Here is a 17,441-nt window from a genome sequence, read left to right as displayed (position 1 = left end):
ATTCCAATAATAAAAGCCGGATACATGACATTGGCGAAGAATCTGGGGATATATCAACAGGCAGGTGCATGCAACGCTTCGAGCTTAGTCGAAGATCATGCCCCGCTTGTCAAAAAAATTGCCCTTCATTTGATGGCCCGTTTGCCAGCATCTGTGCAGCTTGATGACCTTATGCAGGCCGGAATGATCGGTTTGCTCGAGGCTGCCCAGCGTTATTCTTCGGGTAAGGGCGCGACCTTTGAGACCTATGCGGGTATTCGAATCCGTGGCGCGATGGTTGACGAAATTCGAAAAGGTGATTGGGTGCCTCGTTCGGTGCACCGCAATGCCCGCCGAATCTCTGCCGCAATTAAATCGGTTGAAGACCGAATTGGTCGAGAGGCGCAAGACGCTGAGGTGGCGGAAGAGTTGGGTATTGAATTGGCGGAATACCATTCGTCCCTTGCCGATGCCAACAGCGGTAGATTATTTAGTTTGGATGAACTCAATGAATCCGGTGAGCTGCCGATAGAAGAACAAGAGGCCAGTGATAATCCATTGGATGGCATTTCCGCAGGTGCCTTTCAGCGTAGCTTGGCCGAAGCGATTGAAGCACTTCCAGAGAAAGAAAAGTTAGTGCTGAGCTTGTATTATCAGGAAGAATTGAACCTAAAGGAAATTGGGGCGGTACTTGGGGTCAGTGAAAGCCGAGTCAGCCAGATTCACAGTCAAGCAGCCCTGCGCCTTCGCGGCCGGCTATCAGATTGGCGCGAACATGGTGACAGGTAACGCTCGAGCGTCCTGAACAGAATCTTACGCAGCCTGCCGGATATCAGCGGGCTGTCCTACATCCGGGTGTTATTTACTGGAGGTCCCTTTGGACAAGAACATGAAGATACTCATTGTGGATGATTTTTCCACAATGCGAAGAATTATCAAAAACCTGCTGCGTGACTTGGGGTTTACCAATACTGACGAAGCCGACGATGGCAACACGGCGTTGCCGATGCTCAAGAACGGACACTATGACTTTTTGGTGACCGATTGGAACATGCCGGGTATGTCAGGCTTTGATTTGTTGAAGGCCGTCCGAGCTGATGACAGCCTGAAGAACCTGCCCGTATTGATGGTCACCGCTGAAGCCAAGCGTGATCAGATTGTGGCGGCTGCACAAGCCGGGGTGAACGGATACGTCGTTAAGCCGTTTACGGCAGCTGTTCTTAAAGAAAAAATCGAGAAGATTTTTGAACGTATTCAGTAACCAAAGGTCGGGCAGCTCGCATGAGTGACAGCAAACACACCCAACGGGGTCTCGACCCAGAGGTCACAGAAAAACTGCAACAGCAGACCTCGCAATTGGTTGAGAGCGTCAACAGCGGCGACTTCGCACGGGCGATGACGGTCATTAATGAACTTAGCGAAGTACGTGACCAAAGCCTGTATCAGGAAGTGGGACGATTGACCCGGAGTCTTCACGAAGCAATTCGGAATTTCCAGATAGACCCTAGGAATGCGGAACAGAAAGAAGCGCTTTCGAAAATGTCTGATGCGTCGGATCGCTTGGCCTACGTAGTGCAAATGACTGGTCAGGCCGCTAACCGCACGATGGATCTGGTTGAGGAAAGCATGCCCGTGGCGCACGCAATCCGTGATGAAGCTTTGAGTCTGCGGGACGAGTGGCAGCGCTTGCGTCGTCGGGAGATGGAGCCAGCAGAGTTCCGGGAGCTGTACGCGCGAATCGATACCTTCTTCGGAACCTTGGGCGAGGACTCGGGCAACCTGTACAAGAACCTTTCAGAGATTCTGTTGGCCCAGGATTTTCAGGACCTTACGGGTCAGGTGATTCAAAAGGTCACTGCGCTTGTCAAAGAGGTGGAAGAAAACCTGTTGGGCTTGGTTGTTATGGCCAGCCACGTCGACCAGTTGACCGGCACGGTCCATCAGATTGAAGAAAAAGAAGAATCGGCCGAAAAGGGAGTAGGTCCACAAATAAAAGCTGCCGAGCGAGACGATGTTGTTTCGGGGCAGGACGGCGTTGACGACTTACTATCCAGTCTCGGTTTCTGAATTATAAAGAGGGTGACCCATGGCGTTTGATGCCGATGAAGAGATTCTTCAGGACTTCTTGATAGAAGCCGGTGAGATTCTCGAAAAGCTGTCGGAGCAGTTGGTTGATCTGGAGCAGCATCCAGACGACAGCGATCTGCTTAACGCCATATTTCGCGGCTTTCACACCGTCAAAGGTGGTGCCGGGTTCCTCCAGCTTGATGCTTTGGTGAACTGCTGTCATTCCGCAGAGAACGTGTTCGATATATTGCGCAACCACAAGCGTAAGGTCACCCCCGAGTTAATGGACGTTGTGCTTCAGGCCCTCGACAACGTCAATGCCATGTTTGAAGAAGTTCGCAATCGTGAAGAGCTGACGCCGGCCCCTGCCAATTTGATTGAAGCTCTGGATGCATTGGCGATCCCCGAGTCGGAAACGCCTGCGCCAGCAGCTGTAGATTCATCAAACCAGGTTGAGGCCTCCGGGTCGGATAATCAGGGCGATATTACTGACGAAGAGTTCGAGCAATTGCTCGATGCGCTGGCGGATGACAAAGCCGCTGCACCTGCGGAACCTAGCGCTTCTTCAAGTGCTGGGGAAACGGGCCCTGAAGCCAGTGGCAGCGGTGACGAGATCACCGATGATGAGTTTGAGGCCTTGCTTGATCAGCTCCACGGAAAAGGCAAGTTTGTGGCTCCTGAAGCGAGCGAAGCGGACAGCTCGGTGAAGAGCTCAGGCGCTCAGCAAGCGGTCGGAGAAAGTTCAGAGCTGATCACTGACGATGAGTTCGAACGCCTGCTGGATGAGCTTCACGGCAAAGGCGGAGGCCCCGTAGGGCAGACGGAGAGTAGTGCCGCCCCTCAACCGGAAGTCAGCGCCCAACCCGCGCGAACTCCGGAACCCGTAGCCAAACCTGACCCCGCTCCCGCTGCCAAAACAGTAGCCCCGGCCAGAGAAACTGCTCCAGTGGGGGAAACCACGGTCCGGGTCGATACCAAGCGCCTGGATGACATCATGAATATGGTGGGCGAGTTGGTGTTGGTCAGAAACCGGCTTCAGCGTTTGGGCTCGGAAAGCGAAGACGAGCACATGCATAAAGCGGTCGCTAACCTGGATGTGGTGACCACCGATCTTCAGGCTGCGGTCATGCAAACCCGCATGCAGCCCATTAAGAAGGTGTTTGGACGTTTTCCTCGGGTGGTGCGTGATCTTGCTCGCAGCCTGAAGAAAGAAGTCAACCTTGTCATGCATGGTGAAGACACGGATCTGGATAAAAATCTGGTGGAAGCGCTTGCTGATCCACTGGTGCATTTGGTCCGTAATTCAGTCGATCATGGTATTGAGGGGCCGGATGTCCGAGAAGATGCCGGCAAACCCCGGGCGGGAACCGTTACCTTGTCTGCGCAGCAGGAAGGCGACCACATCTTGCTCTCGATCACAGATGATGGCGGCGGAATGGATCCTGACGTTCTGCGCCGAAAGGCTGTCGAAAAGGGGCTGTATGATCAGGATGCCGCGGACAGGCTGACCGACAACGAATGCTTTAACCTTATTTTTGCTGCCGGTTTTTCGACCAAAGAGCAGATCTCTGACGTGTCTGGCCGTGGTGTCGGCATGGACGTGGTCAAGAACCGGATTGCACAGCTGAATGGGCAGATATCCATTGAGTCCGAGCTGGGTAAAGGCACCAAAATCATCATCAAGGTGCCGCTCACGCTGGCCATTATGCCAACGCTGATGATCATGCTGGGCGAACAATCGTTCGCGCTGCCGTTGGTAAACGTCGTGGAAATTTTCCACCTCGACCTCACCAAAACCAATAGGGTCGATGGGCGTGAGTGCATTGTGGTTCGCGATAAAGTGTTTCCCCTGTTTCACATCAAGCGGTGGCTGGTGCACGGAGCAGCGGCTCAGAAAGAGGCTGCCAATGCCCATGTCGTGATCGTTGCGATGGGGACCAAGCAGGTCGGTTTCGTGGTTGACCAATTGGTCGGGCAGGAAGAGGTGGTGATCAAACCCTTGGGGCGCGCGCTTCAGGGAACGCCGGGTATGGCGGGAGCAACCATTACAGGTGACGGCCGCATTGCCTTGATAATTGACGTGCCCAGTTTGCTTCAGCACTACGGGTGATTCCGGGCGTTTAGGAGAAAGGGATGACAGTTTCTGTCCTGGTCGTTGATGATTCAGGTTTCTTTAGAAAAAGGCTGACGGAAATCCTGACGGCCTCGGGCCAGATCACCGTAGTTGGAGCCGCCACCAATGGCCGGGAAGGCGTAGAGCTGGCGGAAAAGCTACGCCCGGATGTAATCACCATGGACTATGAAATGCCCATTATGGATGGCATTTCTGCGGTTCGTGAAATCATGGCAAAGCAGCCCACGCCGGTATTGATGTTCTCCTCGCTCACTTATGAAGGTGCCAGAGTCACGCTTGATGCACTGGAAGCCGGTGCTGTCGATTTCTTGCCAAAGAATTTCGAGGAAATAGCCCGAGATACCAGCCAACTACAGAATATTCTGATCAACAGAGTGCTGGATCTCGCCAAAAGCCAGCCGCGAGCCCGAGCAGCGGTTTCGCAACCTAAGGCTGCGACTGTTGCGCCGCCACTACGTAGGGCAGTCGCGCAGCGTGCCGAGCGGCCTTCAGTGCGGCCGGCGACGAAAGAAGTGCACCATGAAACTGCTTCTACGGGTACGCCCCGGCGGTCCGTCAAAAAAACGCCAGCACGGCAATACAGTGTGGTTGGTATTGGCACCTCTACGGGAGGGCCGGTTGCTCTGCAAAAAGTATTAAGCGTATTGCCCGCCAGTTTTCCTGCACCGATTGTACTTGTTCAGCATATGCCTGCGAGCTTTACCCCAGCGTTTGCCGAACGCTTGAATAAACTTTGTCACATTGAAGTGCGTCAGGCGGAAGATGGGGATGTGCTGCAACCGGGCGTTGCGTTACTTGCGCCTGGCGGCAAGCAGATGATGATTGAAAATCGCGGGGGAAGGGGTAGGGTCCGGATCTTGCCCGGCGACGACCGCCTGAACTACAAGCCTTGTGTGGATGTCACTTTTGGTTCACTGGCTCGCAGTTTTCCCGGTAAAACCCTGGGCGTTATTCTTACTGGCATGGGGGCTGACGGCCGTGAAGGCTGCCGCATGATGAAGCAGGCTGGGTCCGTGATTTGGTCTCAAGATGAAGAAACCTCCGTGATCTATGGTATGCCTATGGCCGTCGCGACCGCAGGACTGTCTGATGAGGTGTTGCCGCTTAATGATGTCGGTTTACGATTGATTGAAGGCGTAAGCTAATGGATATCTTGAGCCTGCTGGGGATCATTCTTGCCTTTGTGGCCATTTTGGGTGGTAACTTGCTGGAAGGGGGCGCGGTCAGTTCGCTCTTCAATACGCCGGCGGCGCTGATTGTCATTGGCGGGACACTGGCGGCAACGATTCTCCAGACTTCTTGGCCCACTCTGAAAAGAGCCTTCGTTCAGGTGCGCTGGGTGTTTATGCCTCCGTACGTTTCCCTGGAAGATGGCATTGGTAAAGTCGTTGACTGGAGTGTGAAAGCCCGCAAACAAGGTTTGTTAGGGTTGGAAGGTCTGGCTGAACGCGAGCCGGAGAAGTTCGCCCGGAAAGGGCTCCAGTTGTTGGTTGACGGTGCCGAGCCGTCAACCATTCGAAATACCCTTGAAGTCGATCTGGAGTGCCGCGAAGAGCGGGATACCGAGTCCGCTAAAGTCTACGAAGCCATGGGGGGGTACTCCCCGACCATCGGCATTATTGGTGCGGTAATGGGCTTGATACAGGTTATGACCAACCTCGAAGACCCTCAATCTCTCGGGAATGGCATCGCAACGGCTTTTGTCGCCACCATATACGGTGTGGCGCTGGCCAACTTGTTGTTTTTCCCTATCGCGCACAAACTCCGAGGTATTGTGAGAGAGCGTACTCGCTACGAAGACATGATGATCGATGGCATTATCGCTATTGCCGAAGGTGAGAATCCCAAAACCATCGAACTGCGGCTTCGGGGTTTTCTCTAACCCGCAGTGATCAGGAGCCGGGTTACCTATGCGCCGCCGTAGATACCAGCAAGAAGAGACACATAATAAAGAGCGTTGGTTAATCTCTTACGCCGACTTTATCACCTTGTTGTTTGCGTTTTTCGTGGTGATGTACTCGGTGTCTTCCGTGAATGAAGGCAAATACAAAGTTTTGTCTGAAACCTTTACCGGTGTATTCAATGCCCCACAGAGATCGATAAAGCCGATTGAAGTGGGCGAACATGTTGCTGCGGTACCTGAGCAGCAACATGAAAATGTCATACCTCCGGTTGTTACCGAAGCGCCCGGCAACCCTGACGTCAGCGAACAAGGCAAGATTGAAGCTTTGAGAGCCATGGCGGATCAGTTGGCCATGGAATTTGATGATCTGATCAATCAGGGTGTCGTCAGTCTCGAAACCAGTGATCACTGGATAGAGCTGAGTTTGCCAAACAGCATGTTGTTCAATAGTGGCGATGCCGAGCCGCACTACGATTCTTTTGCTGTCATTGAAAAGGTGGCACGGGTGCTGCGAGACAGGGACAACGCAGTGAAGGTAGAGGGCTTTACCGATAATCAGCCTATCCGTACCGGTCGCTACCCCTCCAACTGGGAACTCTCAACGGCGCGGGCCTCGGCGGTTTCAAGAATGCTGGTGATGAAAGGTATTGAGCCTGAACGGCTAGCGGCTATTGGTTATGGCGAACATCAACCGGTAGCGCGAAATGATACAGAGGAAGGACGGCGCCGTAACCGTCGAGTCATCTTGTTGATTTCAAAAGAGTCGAGCATTCGAGGCGTTGTTCGTTAGTGCCATACGTTGGTCATGCGTATAGCTGATCTGGCACGCTTTCTGTATTAACTCACCCTTATAATCAGAATCGGCAAAAGCTTGCCGCTTGTAGAGCATTCGTTCTTCAAGTTGTCCATGTTTTCGCCGATAAAACTATTGAGCCGTTATGAAACGTTTTGGCTTGTGGCTGGAGTAACAAGTGTGCGTATTTGGGCAGTAGCCAATCAAAAGGGTGGTGTGGGTAAAACCACCTCTGTTGTTTCGCTGAGTGGATTGTTGGCTCAGCGGGGCAAGCGTGTGCTTGTGGTCGATCTGGATCCACATGGTTCGCTGACCTCTTGGTTTGGCTACGACCCGGACACCATTGCCCACAGTGTATTTGATCTTTTTCAGCACCAAGGCACAGTGCCCGAAGGGTTGCCCGCGCAATTAATTGTCGATACCAGTCACCCAGGTGTGTTCTTGTTGCCTGCAAGCACAGCCCTGGCCACGCTTGAGCGGAAAATGGTTGGCGTCGGCGGTATGGGTTTGATCATGTCGCGGGCTTTGGCGCAGCTCTGGGATGACTTTGATTACGTGCTTTTGGACAACACGCCGTCACTGGGTGTGCTGATGGTCAATGCGCTCGCGGCTGCGCAGCATTTGGTTATTCCAGTGCAAACAGAGTTTTTGGCGATCAAAGGGCTTGAGCGCATGCTGCACACGCTGCAGATGGTGATGCGTTCACAGAAAAACGAGTTGCCGTATACCATTGTGCCGACCATGTACGACCGGAGAACACAGGCTTCTGTTAAAAGCCTTAACCTGTTGCGCAAGACCTACCCGGATAACCTTTGGCGGTTTGCGGTGCCTGTGGATACCAAGTTTCGTGATGCCAGTGAGAAGGGGGTGTTTCCATCAGTCCTCGATGCAAATACTCACGGCGTGAGAGCCTACAGCCATTTGCTGGACGACTTGCTGGCTCAGGCAGGCGCAGTGAAAGGGCGGCAGCATGGCTGACAAAAAAATGACACAGCTGACGGCATCCGATGCTGCCATTGCCAGTTATTTGGATGAGTTGCTGCACACCGCAACGACATCCGCTGAGCAAGAAGAGTCTTTAGCCGCAGCACCCGAAAAGATTGAGGCCGAGCCTGTCCAGCTGCCTGTGGTTGAGCCGCCACAGCCAGTGGTGCGAGAGCCGGAAGTGCTCGCGCCAACGCCTGCCCCCAAAGTTGAAGAGGTGGAGCCGGTCACAAATGAGCCACAAGTACGCCCTGACTGGTCACAACAGCCCTTTGAGTGCCTGATCTTCACCGTGGCGGGCCTTCAGCTGGCGGTTCCATTGGTGCTACTGGGTGCTATACATAAGATTGAAGAGGAAATCCGCGCATTGCCGGGTAGCCCGGACTGGTACATGGGCATTCGCCCAGGGAGCGACTATAACCTGCGGGTGGTTGATAGTGCGCAATGGATCATGGCTGGCCGTGTGCCGGAAAATGCCAGAGATAACTATCGGTTTATTATTCGTCTGGATGACAGTCGTTGGGGGTTGGCGTGTGACAGTGTAGGCCAATCGTTCACGCTCGACCCGGAGCAGGTACGATGGCGTACAACCAGAAGCCAGCGGCCTTGGTTGGCCGGTACGGTGACTGATCATATGTGTGCGTTGATTGATGTGCGTGCGATGTCTCAGTTGCTCATGCGCGCAGAACGAGAGCAGCGCTTGGATCTGAGTTAATTACGCAGTTACTGAATGAAACCGTGCAATGCTGGCACGGATTATGCCCATAACTATAGTATTGGGCGCTGATGATGATTTTTTGACGATCAGGCTGCCCACCGGGCAGCCGAGCAGGAGAACGAGTTATGGCAGCCCCGAGCGGACAGCATAATCAGACCCAGGAAGATCAGGTACTCCAGTACGTGACCTTTCACCTGGATGACGAGACATACGGCATCAACGTGATGCAAATCCAGGAAGTGCTCCGGTACACCGAGATTGCTCCGGTGCCGGGTGCTCCGGATTACGTGCTAGGGATCATCAACCTTCGGGGCAACGTTGTGACGGTTATTGATACCCGTCGCCGGTTCGGGTTGATGGATGCCGATGTCACCGAAGCAACGCGCATCGTGGTGATGGAATCTGAAAACCAAGTGATGGGTGTGCTGGTGGATTCAGTGGCTGAGGTTATTTACCTCAAGGCCAGCGAAATTGAAACTGCGCCCAACGTGGGGAACGAGGAGAGTGCCAAGTTCATCCAGGGCGTGTGTAACAAGAACGGCGAGCTGATCATTCTCGTCGAATTCGAAAAGATGCTGACAGACAACGAATGGGCTGAAATCGCAGCGCTGTAAACGGCTAAGCCAACAGCGTTTCTGATGGACGTCCACCGTGGTAACCAATAACGGAGACGTCCATTATGAGCTTTAACATTCCTTCCTGGCTTCCTTGGTGCTTGACCACCGTGGCGATTGTTCTGGTTCTTGTGCAGGGTGTTATCCATGGTCGCAAGATTCAGGCACTTCAGGCATCCCTCAAGAACCGGTGCGATACCCTCGGGCGAGAACTGCACGCGACCACCAGTGGCAGCATGGGCGTGGGCCAGCGGTTGGTAGCCTGTGAGCGTCAACTGTTCGAGTTGCGCAACGCGATGGACGAAATGCGCCAGAATGATCCCCTCAGAATTTCTTACGACGAAGCTGCCCGGTTGGTTGATCTTGGCGCCGATATCGATGATCTGATGAACACCTGTGGCATATCGCGCCCAGAAGCGGAGCTGGTGTCAGCGCTTAAGAAACGTCAAGCCGCTTAATATTGCGGCTCATCGGCCGGCGTATCGGTCTCGGGGTGGGCGTCGTTTGGCGTTTTGCCCCGAATATGAAAGGCAAACGCCAAAATCTCGGCAATGACCCGATAGAGCTCTTCCGGGATCTCTTCGTTCAGTGACAAGCGCGCCAGAATTTCAGCCAGCTCAGCATTCTCATACAGCGGAATATTGTTTTCTCGAGCAATACGGATAATTTCCTCCGCCAATTCCCAAGTGCCGGTGGCTGAAATGATGGGCGCGCGCTCACCATCGTATTTCAGCGCAACCGCGGCGGGTACTGTGGTGTCATCCTGGCTGTGAAATTCGTGCTCTCTTGTCATGCTTTGGTGTCCACCAGTCTGTGCTCTAATCGGGTTTCGACTAGCCGGGGGCTGCCTCGCCGGCACTCGAGATCGGTTACCTCAAGGCCTAGGTCGGCCAAGCTGTGCCGCAACAATGGTAGTTCTTCATTGACCTGACGCAGTGTCGATTGTTTTTCTGCCCAGATCTGCGCGCTCACGCTTGGGTGGCGATAAGCCACCTCGAAATGCAGCGGGCCCGCGTGATCCAGGTCCATGGCCAGATTCAGGCGCCACTCGCTGACTGATGCGCGCCCCGGGTGGTTTTGGGCATCGCCTTCTTGTTTGTATTGTTCCATTCGTAACTGCGCCATTCTTGGCTCTTGTTGTGGGGTCAGCCACGGGATTTCTAACAGCAGGGTGCTGGCGGGTGTGCCGGGCTCAGCTCCGGCCCTCGCGGTCAGGGTTTGACTGTGCAGTTGATTGACGGTGATGCGGTTCAGCATACCTGCCAGCATGCGCAGCGTCTGGGCGACACTGGCGGGTTCGTTGCTTTGTGTCGGGGTTGCCGAAGCCAGTCTCGGAAATTGGAGTGGCGCATTCATCAAATCCGGGCTGGCCAAAGGCGTTAAGCGGTTAAAGGCTTCCGGCGTTTGTCCTTGATTGGCGAGTAGGGCGGTTATGATTCTCGCCAGCGCCAGTTTGAAATCGGTGGGTGCATTCTGTTGGCCGCCGGTCTGCAACAGGCGGGATTCCGCAAACGCGCCGCTTTCAGCCAGCCATTGCTTCACTTGTGTTGCGCTACCCTCCGTCTTGCCCGCACCCGGCTGCAGGGAGTTAGCCTTTGCCATATTGGCGAAAAGACCTTCGAGAGCCTGCTTTGCTGCCGCTGGAAGTGGCTGGGTGGGGTTGGTCGAAGGTAATTGGCCGGGTTGTGGGGCACCTGTCAGTCCGGCATTCATGCTGTTGAGCAGTTGAGCTAATCCGCTTTGCAGGTTTTGCTGCCACGGCAGGCGTTGTGCCAGAGCTTTCGCTATGCCGGCTTCCTGGCTGGTTGCTAACTTACCGATGAGCCTAAGCTCATTGCCTGCCCGCATGACCTTGATCAGGTCGCCAGCTTTCAAATCCGGGGCCTGGTCACCGGTGGCGACCGCAAGGGAGCGGCCTTTCACTTCTAAAATGAGCTCATTGCCCCCGCCTTTGCGTTGCAGTACTTCAGCCACTTTGGCGAGCGTAGATTCCCGGTGGCCCAGTTTCAACTGCGCCAACTGCTGCTGGGCAGACTGCGTACGATCGATTCCAACCGAAGGCAAGCCAGTGTTGGTTTGGCCGCCTCCCGACAGTTTGTTCACCGGGGTTGCGGGCGTTGGCCCGCCGTTCAGTTTCATTGGCATTGTTTTGATATCGGGCAAGAGTAATCTGTGATCGCTTTCGCTATAATGCGCGACGTTGACTATGAATGCCCGAATTTTATGTTGGTCGCTGTTTGGTCTTCATTCATACACCTGATGCCGTATTCGCATCCTTCGCTTTAAAACGGAACCCAGATGCCCGAGCCGTTACTACAGGCCGTTGGTCTTGAGTGTGAGCGCGACGAGCGCCTTCTGTTCCAGAACCTGTCATTTTCCATACTGCCCGGTACGGTTACCCGTGTCGAGGGCCCCAATGGCTCCGGTAAAACAACCCTGCTCAGAATTCTGGCGGGCTTGAACGATGCCTGGACGGGGGATCTCAATTGGTGCGGTAAGCCCAGAGATCAGCACCGGGAATCCTATCTGCGTAATATGCTTTACCTTGGGCATCGCCCCGGCATCAAACCGTTGTTAACACCGCTGGAGAACTTGCGGGCATTGATGGCAGGTCGCCGTCCACTTGGCGACGATGCGCTGCTTCAGGCATTGGCTGGAACCGGCCTTTCGGGCTTTGAACATGTGCCCTGTCGAAATTTGTCGGCGGGACAGCAGCGCCGGGTGGCATTGGCCCGTTTGCTGATTGCTGATGAGCCTTTATGGCTGCTTGATGAAGTGTTTACCGCCATTGATGCATCTGGCGTAGAAGCCATTGAATCCTTGCTGCTTCAGCGGGCACAGGAGGGTGGTGCTGTGATTGTCACGACCCATCACGATCTTAATTTGCCGGGTATGGGACGCATTATCCTGGGAGTGGGGCAGAGCGATGAATGCTAATGCGCCAATCAAAGTGAAAGCAGTGAGCACTTCAGTGGGCGTGACTCAGGCTATGGTGTCGGTCTTTTCACGTGATGTCCGTGTCGCGTTTCGGCAAAAGCAAGACCTGTTAAATCCGCTGTTGTTTTTTACCATGGTGGTAACTCTATTCCCCCTTGGGGTCAGCCCGGAAGTGGCATTCCTGAAACAGTCTGGAGCCGGTATCCTTTGGGTGGCGGCTTTGTTGTCGGTGCTTTTATCGCTGGACCACCTGTTTCGACACGATTTTGACGATGGCACGTTGGAACAACTGATGTTGCAGCCGCAGCCGCTGTTTCTGCTGGTGCTGGCGAAAACGATGGCTCACTGGATGCTGACCGGGCTGCCATTGGTGCTGTTAACGCCGGTTTTAGGGTTAATGTTGCATCTGGACGGGAACTCCGTGGCAACTTTGTGTCTAACGCTGCTGATTGGCACTCCGGTTTTGAGTTTGATCGGCTCTATAGGCGCGGCATTGACGCTAGGACTGCGTTCAGCCGGAGTGCTCTTGTCACTGCTGATTATTCCGCTGTACATTCCTGTGCTTATTTTTGGCACCGGAACAGTGGCCGCAGCTGCAGAGGGGGCGCAAGTGTCCGGTTATCTGGCGCTGATGGGCGCGTTTTTGGTCTTGGCGCTGACATTGGCGCCCTTTGCATCGGCGGCAGCATTGCGAATCAGCCTGTCCAATAGCTGAATGATTGTCAGCCGGGCAGAAATGAACAGTGAACAGTAAGACGGTGACTAACTGATGTGGCAATTCTTTCACAAGCTGGGTTCTCCGAAGTGGTTCTTCGGAATTGCGAACCGCTTTATGCCTTGGCTGTTGGCGGGAGGCTTGATCCTTCTGGTTGCGGGGTTAGTCTGGGGGCTGGCGTTTGCCCCGAAAGATTATCTGCAGGGCAATAGCTACCGGATCATTTTTATTCACGTGCCTTCGGCATTTTTGGCGCAATCCATATACATCATGATGGCTTCGGCGGCGGTGGTGACACTGGTTTGGCGGATGAAACTGGCTGATGTGTTTGTGAAATCAGTCGCGCCGGTTGGTTTAATGTTTACCTTTTTAGCGCTCTTCACGGGCGCGGTTTGGGGTAAGCCGACTTGGGGTACCTGGTGGGTCTGGGATGCGCGGCTGACGTCTATGCTGATTCTTTTGTTCCTCTATGGGGGTGTGATCGCGCTTGATCGGTCCATCAATGATGAGAAGTCTGCGGCCCGGGCGGTCGCGGTGCTGGTCTTGGTTGGCGTGGTGAATATTCCCATCATCAAATATTCAGTGAATTGGTGGAACACGCTGCATCAGCCTGCCACCTTTAAATTAACTGAAAAGCCTGCCATGGCGATGGAGATGTGGGTGCCGCTGTTGCTGTCGGTACTGGGGCTCTATTTACTGTTCGGCTGGCTGGCTTGCCTGAGAATGAAAACCGAGATTCTGGTGCGGGAACGTCGTACCCGGTGGGTAAAAGAACTCGTTCTGGCGGGAAGGAAATAACCAATGGCATTTGAATCATTTTCTGCATTTCTCGCCATGGAAGGCCATGGTCCCTACGTGTGGACCTGTTATGCCGTGTTCGTCATTCTGGTTGCGGGCACGGTGTTTTGGTCGGCGAAACGCCATCAAGCTACGTATCACATGTGTAAGCGCAGCTATGAGCAGGAGAACCCGAAAGGGCAAAACGTGCCAAAAGCCGCAGCCACGTTTACACGTGTTGAAATCTCTCAGGATTGATCATTAGGTAACCCATGCATCCGATTCGTAAGAAAAGACTGACCATATTGATTTTTCTTGTTGCTGGTTTGGCCGTTGCGGTTGGTCTGACCACCTACGCACTGCGCCAGAACATCAATCTATTCTATGACCCCACTGAAATCGCCGCCGGTAATGCGCCGGTTGATGTGCGGATTCGCGCCGGCGGTATGGTCGAAGAGGGTAGCGTGGTACGCGATACCGAAAGCCTCTCTGTTCGTTTCCGGGTGACGAATTTTACCGACTCGGTCCCGGTTGAGTATGTCGGCATCCTGCCGGACCTCTTTGCCGAAGGGCAGGGCGTGGTTGCCATGGGCCGCTTGAACAACGACGGTCTTTTTGTGGCGGATCAGGTTCTGGCCAAGCACGACGAAAATTACATGCCACCCGAAGTGGCCGATGCCTTGGAAAAGTCATCGAAAGGACAGCACAAATCGCCATACGCAGACAAAGCTGCTGAATCCCAGGCTTACTGAGCCCCCATTTATTGTTGATGTTGGAGAGTCCTGATGTATCCGGAACTCGGGCAAGTTTCACTGATACTCGCGCTGTTGTTGGCGTTACTTCTGTCTGTTGTGCCGTTAGCGGGGGCCCTCACCGGGCGTGATAGCCTGCAGGCCTTTGCCCGACCCTTAGCGTCGGGCATGTTTGTGTTTACCGCGCTGGCCTTTGCCATCCTAACCCACGCTTTTGTGGTTGATGACTTTTCCGTTGCCTACGTGGCCAACAACAGCAACAGCATGCTGCCTTGGTTCTATAAGTTCAGTGCCGTTTGGGGCGGCCACGAGGGCTCGTTGCTGTTGTGGATTCTTATGCTAACGGGCTGGACGCTGGCGGTGGCTGTATTCAGCCGTAAGCTGCCATCTACCATGGTCTCGCAGGTTCTGTCTGTGATGGGTATGGTGTGTGTTGGCTTCTTCTTGTTCATTATTCTGACGTCCAACCCCTTTGATCGCCTGCTGCCGAACATCCCGGCAGACGGCCAAGACCTCAACCCTCTACTGCAAGACATTGGCCTGATCGTACACCCACCCATGCTGTACATGGGCTATGTAGGTTTCTCCGTTGCTTTCGCCTTTGCGTTGGCGGCGTTGATCAATGGCCGCCTGGATGCCGCTTGGGCCCGCTGGTCCAGGCCCTGGACAACCGTTGCTTGGTCGTTCCTGACCATTGGTATTGCCTTGGGAAGCTGGTGGGCCTACTACGAGCTTGGCTGGGGAGGCTGGTGGTTCTGGGACCCGGTCGAAAATGCGTCCTTGCTGCCTTGGTTGTCGGGCACGGCGTTGATGCACTCTCTGGCGGTGACTGAAAAACGCGGCGTGTTCAAAAGCTGGACTGTATTGCTGGCCATCGTGACGTTTGCGCTGAGTCTGCTGGGTACCTTCCTGGTTCGCTCCGGCGTACTGACCTCTGTTCACGCCTTCGCGTCTGACCCTGAACGGGGCACCTTCCTGCTCATGCTGCTGGGCATTACAGTTATTGGAAGCCTGGCACTTTACGCATTCCGGGCGCCGGTGGTGCATGTTCGTTCCCGCTACGGTTCCATGTCCCGGGAAATCTTTCTGCTGTTGAATAACGTTCTTCTGGTAACGGCAACGCTGTTGGTCGCCATCGGCACGCTTTACCCGCTGGTTCTCGATTATCTGGATATGGGTAAGCTGTCGATTGGTGAACCTTTCTTTAACACCACCTTTAGCCCGTTGGCCGTCGCTGCGGGGCTGTTGCTGGGTGTTGGCGTTTTCTCCCGTTGGAAGAAAACGGACGGTGGTTGGCTAGGCCGCAAACTGCTTTGGCCGCTGGCCTTGAGCCTGACCGCTAGTGCGGCCGTGATTCTGCTATACGGCAGTTTTAAACCTTGGGCGTTTGCCGGCGTGTTCACCTCGATTTGGGTGGCAGTGGCGACCCTTTGGGATCTGTGGGACAAATCTGCATCTCGCCATGGACGATTGCACGGGCTGAAACGTCAGTCTCGGAGCTACTGGGGCATGGTACTCGGCCATCTGGGGGTTGCTATGGTGATGGCAGGTGCCACGGTGGTGTCGAACTATGGCATCGAACGTGACGTGCGCATGGTTCCGGGCGACTCGGCCATGGTTGGGGGTTACGAAATTGTCTTCAAGGAAATCGGAAATCGTCGCGGTGCTAACTTTACGGCGCAATATGGCAGTTTTGACGTGTTCCTGGACGGCGAGAAAGTGTCCGAGCTGCACCCCGAAAAGCGTAATTACCCGGTGGGCATGAGCGTAATGACCGAGGCCGACATTGACGGCGGTCTGTTCCGCGACATCTTTGTGGCCATTGGTGAGCGTATTTCTGATGACGCCTGGGCCATCCGCTTGCAATACAAGCCGTTGATTCGCTGGCTTTGGTTGGGAGCGTTGGTGATGGCTATCGGTGGTTTCCTGGCAATTGCGGATAAACGCTACCGTATTAAGGTCAAAAACCAGGCAGAAGACCCGCAGGCTGATGCCCGGCCTTCGGTTGCCAAGGCTGCGGGGGCAACGTCATGAGGCGCATACTGTTGTTCTTGCCGTTGGTCATTGCTCTCAGCGTCGGCATTTTTCTGGCAGCCGGTATTGGTAAAGACCCCACCAAATTGGAGTCTGCACGGATTGGTAAGCCTGTTCCGGCTTTTAGCCTGCAAAGCCTTAACAACCCAACCCAGTTGCTCGATGAGTCGGTCCTGACGGGTGAAGTGTCACTGTTAAACGTATGGGCGGAGTGGTGCCCGTCGTGCTGGGACGAACACGAGTACCTGATGTGGTTGGCGAAGGAGAAAGGCGTTCGAATTGTAGGGCTCAACTACAAAGACCAACGGGAAACCGCGTTTAGTTTTCTCGGGCGTTTAGGCAACCCGTACCAAGAGATTATTTTTGACCCCAAAGGGACGCTGGGTTTTGATCTCGGGGTTTACGGCGCGCCGGAAACCTTTGTGATCGACGCTGAAGGCGTAGTTCGGTACCGTCATGTCGGCGTTGTGAATCAGCGGGTATGGGAAGACGTTTTGCTGCCTGTCATCCAGAAAGCGAAGGGGAACAGCTAATGCGCAACATAACAGCCACGATGCTGCTGTTGATCCTGTGCGCCTTTGCAGCGCAGGCTGAGGTGAGAGAAGTCTACGATTTTGACACTCAGGCCGAAGAGCAGCGATATCGCAACTTGATAGCAGAACTGCGCTGCCCGAAATGCCAGAATCAGAATATTGCCGATTCCAACGCGCCGATCTCGAAAGACATGCGCGATCAGGTCTACCGATTGATGAAGAACGGCGCCACCAACGATGAGATCGTGGGGGATCTGGTCGGTCGCTTCGGTGAGTTTGTGCAATACAAACCACCCGTGGACAAACGCACCATCCTGCTTTGGGCGTTTCCAGCCATCGCGGTTATCGGTGGGGTTTTGATCGTTGCTGGCGTAGCGATGCGCTCCAGTAAACGAGACCAGGATGAACCGACCCTAAGCCCTGAGGAATTGGCCCGCGTAGAAAAGATGCTGGCCGACAAAGATCAGCAATCCTGACGCTGATCTGCGCAACACATTTCTA

At 54.4% G+C, this 17,441-nt stretch carries 21 protein-coding genes; 19 read left to right on the top strand and 2 right to left on the bottom strand.

Going from position 1 to position 17,441, the window contains the following annotated elements:
* The first annotated feature begins 24 nt into the window (after positions 1–24).
* The 11 genes from ACNQ6O_RS09245 to ACNQ6O_RS09195 all read left to right on the top strand — a co-directional run bounded on the left by ACNQ6O_RS09245 (position 25) and on the right by ACNQ6O_RS09195 (position 9,650).
* Complete coding sequence (locus ACNQ6O_RS09245; protein ID WP_418052938.1) at positions 25–768, top strand: RNA polymerase sigma factor FliA; 744 nt, start codon at positions 25–27, stop codon at positions 766–768.
* A gap of 100 nt (positions 769–868) precedes the next feature.
* The gene (gene cheY / locus ACNQ6O_RS09240; RefSeq protein ID WP_418052937.1) at positions 869–1,240 is read left to right on the top strand and encodes a chemotaxis response regulator CheY; all 372 of its coding nucleotides are present in this window, start codon (positions 869–871) and stop codon (positions 1,238–1,240) included.
* A gap of 20 nt (positions 1,241–1,260) precedes the next feature.
* Positions 1,261–2,046, top strand: a complete 786-nt coding sequence (locus tag ACNQ6O_RS09235; RefSeq protein ID WP_418052936.1) for a protein phosphatase CheZ — start codon at positions 1,261–1,263, stop codon at positions 2,044–2,046.
* 19 nt (positions 2,047–2,065) lie between these two features.
* The gene (locus ACNQ6O_RS09230) at positions 2,066–4,156 is read left to right on the top strand and encodes a chemotaxis protein CheA (protein WP_418052935.1); all 2,091 of its coding nucleotides are present in this window, start codon (positions 2,066–2,068) and stop codon (positions 4,154–4,156) included.
* Positions 4,157–4,179: 23 nt separating this feature from the next.
* Positions 4,180–5,325: a protein-glutamate methylesterase/protein-glutamine glutaminase gene (locus tag ACNQ6O_RS09225; protein WP_418052934.1), complete on the top strand. Its 1,146-nt coding sequence runs from the start codon at positions 4,180–4,182 to the stop codon at positions 5,323–5,325.
* On the top strand, positions 5,325–6,062 hold the full coding sequence (locus tag ACNQ6O_RS09220; RefSeq protein WP_418052933.1) for a flagellar motor protein: 738 nt from the start codon (positions 5,325–5,327) through the stop codon (positions 6,060–6,062). Before ACNQ6O_RS09225 ends, ACNQ6O_RS09220 begins: the two co-directional genes overlap by 1 nt.
* Positions 6,063–6,090: 28 nt before the next feature.
* Positions 6,091–6,873, top strand: coding sequence for a flagellar motor protein MotD (motD, locus tag ACNQ6O_RS09215; protein ID WP_418052932.1), 783 nt, complete (start codon positions 6,091–6,093; stop codon positions 6,871–6,873).
* A gap of 183 nt (positions 6,874–7,056) precedes the next feature.
* Positions 7,057–7,854 (top strand): ParA family protein, encoded by a 798-nt coding sequence (locus tag ACNQ6O_RS09210; protein WP_418052931.1) that lies wholly within the window; start codon positions 7,057–7,059, stop codon positions 7,852–7,854.
* Positions 7,847–8,575, top strand: coding sequence for a chemotaxis protein CheW (locus ACNQ6O_RS09205; RefSeq protein ID WP_418052930.1), 729 nt, complete (start codon positions 7,847–7,849; stop codon positions 8,573–8,575). Before ACNQ6O_RS09210 ends, ACNQ6O_RS09205 begins: the two co-directional genes overlap by 8 nt.
* A 128-nt stretch (positions 8,576–8,703) precedes the next feature.
* Positions 8,704–9,192, top strand: a complete 489-nt coding sequence (locus tag ACNQ6O_RS09200; protein ID WP_418052929.1) for a chemotaxis protein CheW — start codon at positions 8,704–8,706, stop codon at positions 9,190–9,192.
* A 65-nt stretch (positions 9,193–9,257) separates the two neighbouring features.
* Positions 9,258–9,650: a DUF2802 domain-containing protein gene (locus ACNQ6O_RS09195; protein WP_418052928.1), complete on the top strand. Its 393-nt coding sequence runs from the start codon at positions 9,258–9,260 to the stop codon at positions 9,648–9,650.
* Here the strand turns inward: ACNQ6O_RS09195 and ACNQ6O_RS09190 are convergent.
* A complete protein-coding gene (locus ACNQ6O_RS09190) occupies positions 9,647–9,985 on the bottom strand; it encodes an EscU/YscU/HrcU family type III secretion system export apparatus switch protein (RefSeq protein ID WP_418052927.1) in 339 nt (112 codons plus the stop codon). The two genes, ACNQ6O_RS09195 and ACNQ6O_RS09190, sit on opposite strands and share 4 nt — an antisense overlap.
* The gene (locus ACNQ6O_RS09185) at positions 9,982–11,337 is read right to left on the bottom strand and encodes a flagellar hook-length control protein FliK (RefSeq protein ID WP_418052926.1); all 1,356 of its coding nucleotides are present in this window, start codon (positions 11,335–11,337) and stop codon (positions 9,982–9,984) included. The genes ACNQ6O_RS09190 and ACNQ6O_RS09185 overlap by 4 nt, the downstream gene beginning before the upstream one ends.
* Before the next feature lie 153 nt (positions 11,338–11,490).
* On the opposite strand from ACNQ6O_RS09185, the gene ccmA reads away from it, so the two are divergent.
* From ccmA to ACNQ6O_RS09145, 8 genes are read left to right on the top strand one after another with little or no spacing between them, the layout of a single operon-like run.
* Positions 11,491–12,129 carry a cytochrome c biogenesis heme-transporting ATPase CcmA gene (ccmA, locus tag ACNQ6O_RS09180; RefSeq protein WP_418052925.1) on the top strand — a complete coding sequence of 213 codons (639 nt, stop codon included), beginning with the start codon at positions 11,491–11,493 and terminating at the stop codon, positions 12,127–12,129.
* Positions 12,119–12,844, top strand: coding sequence for a heme exporter protein CcmB (gene ccmB, locus ACNQ6O_RS09175; RefSeq protein WP_418052924.1), 726 nt, complete (start codon positions 12,119–12,121; stop codon positions 12,842–12,844). The genes ccmA and ccmB overlap by 11 nt, the downstream gene beginning before the upstream one ends.
* A 54-nt stretch (positions 12,845–12,898) precedes the next feature.
* Positions 12,899–13,642, top strand: a complete 744-nt coding sequence (gene ccmC, locus ACNQ6O_RS09170) for a heme ABC transporter permease CcmC (protein ID WP_418052923.1) — start codon at positions 12,899–12,901, stop codon at positions 13,640–13,642.
* Between the two features lie 3 nt (positions 13,643–13,645).
* Positions 13,646–13,879: a heme exporter protein CcmD gene (gene ccmD / locus ACNQ6O_RS09165; RefSeq protein ID WP_418052922.1), complete on the top strand. Its 234-nt coding sequence runs from the start codon at positions 13,646–13,648 to the stop codon at positions 13,877–13,879.
* Between the two features lie 14 nt (positions 13,880–13,893).
* The gene (gene ccmE, locus ACNQ6O_RS09160; protein ID WP_418052921.1) at positions 13,894–14,373 is read left to right on the top strand and encodes a cytochrome c maturation protein CcmE; all 480 of its coding nucleotides are present in this window, start codon (positions 13,894–13,896) and stop codon (positions 14,371–14,373) included.
* Between the two features lie 33 nt (positions 14,374–14,406).
* Positions 14,407–16,407 (top strand): heme lyase CcmF/NrfE family subunit, encoded by a 2,001-nt coding sequence (locus tag ACNQ6O_RS09155; RefSeq protein WP_418052920.1) that lies wholly within the window; start codon positions 14,407–14,409, stop codon positions 16,405–16,407.
* Positions 16,404–16,940: a DsbE family thiol:disulfide interchange protein gene (locus ACNQ6O_RS09150; RefSeq protein WP_418052919.1), complete on the top strand. Its 537-nt coding sequence runs from the start codon at positions 16,404–16,406 to the stop codon at positions 16,938–16,940. Before ACNQ6O_RS09155 ends, ACNQ6O_RS09150 begins: the two co-directional genes overlap by 4 nt.
* Positions 16,940–17,416: a cytochrome c-type biogenesis protein gene (locus ACNQ6O_RS09145; RefSeq protein ID WP_418052918.1), complete on the top strand. Its 477-nt coding sequence runs from the start codon at positions 16,940–16,942 to the stop codon at positions 17,414–17,416. Before ACNQ6O_RS09150 ends, ACNQ6O_RS09145 begins: the two co-directional genes overlap by 1 nt.
* Positions 17,417–17,441: the final 25 nt, after the last annotated feature.

Source organism: Marinobacter sp. SBS5 (assembly GCF_048285575.1).
Taxonomy (GTDB): Bacteria; Pseudomonadota; Gammaproteobacteria; order Pseudomonadales; family Oleiphilaceae; genus Marinobacter.
This window is presented reverse-complemented; position numbering and strand designations above follow the sequence as displayed.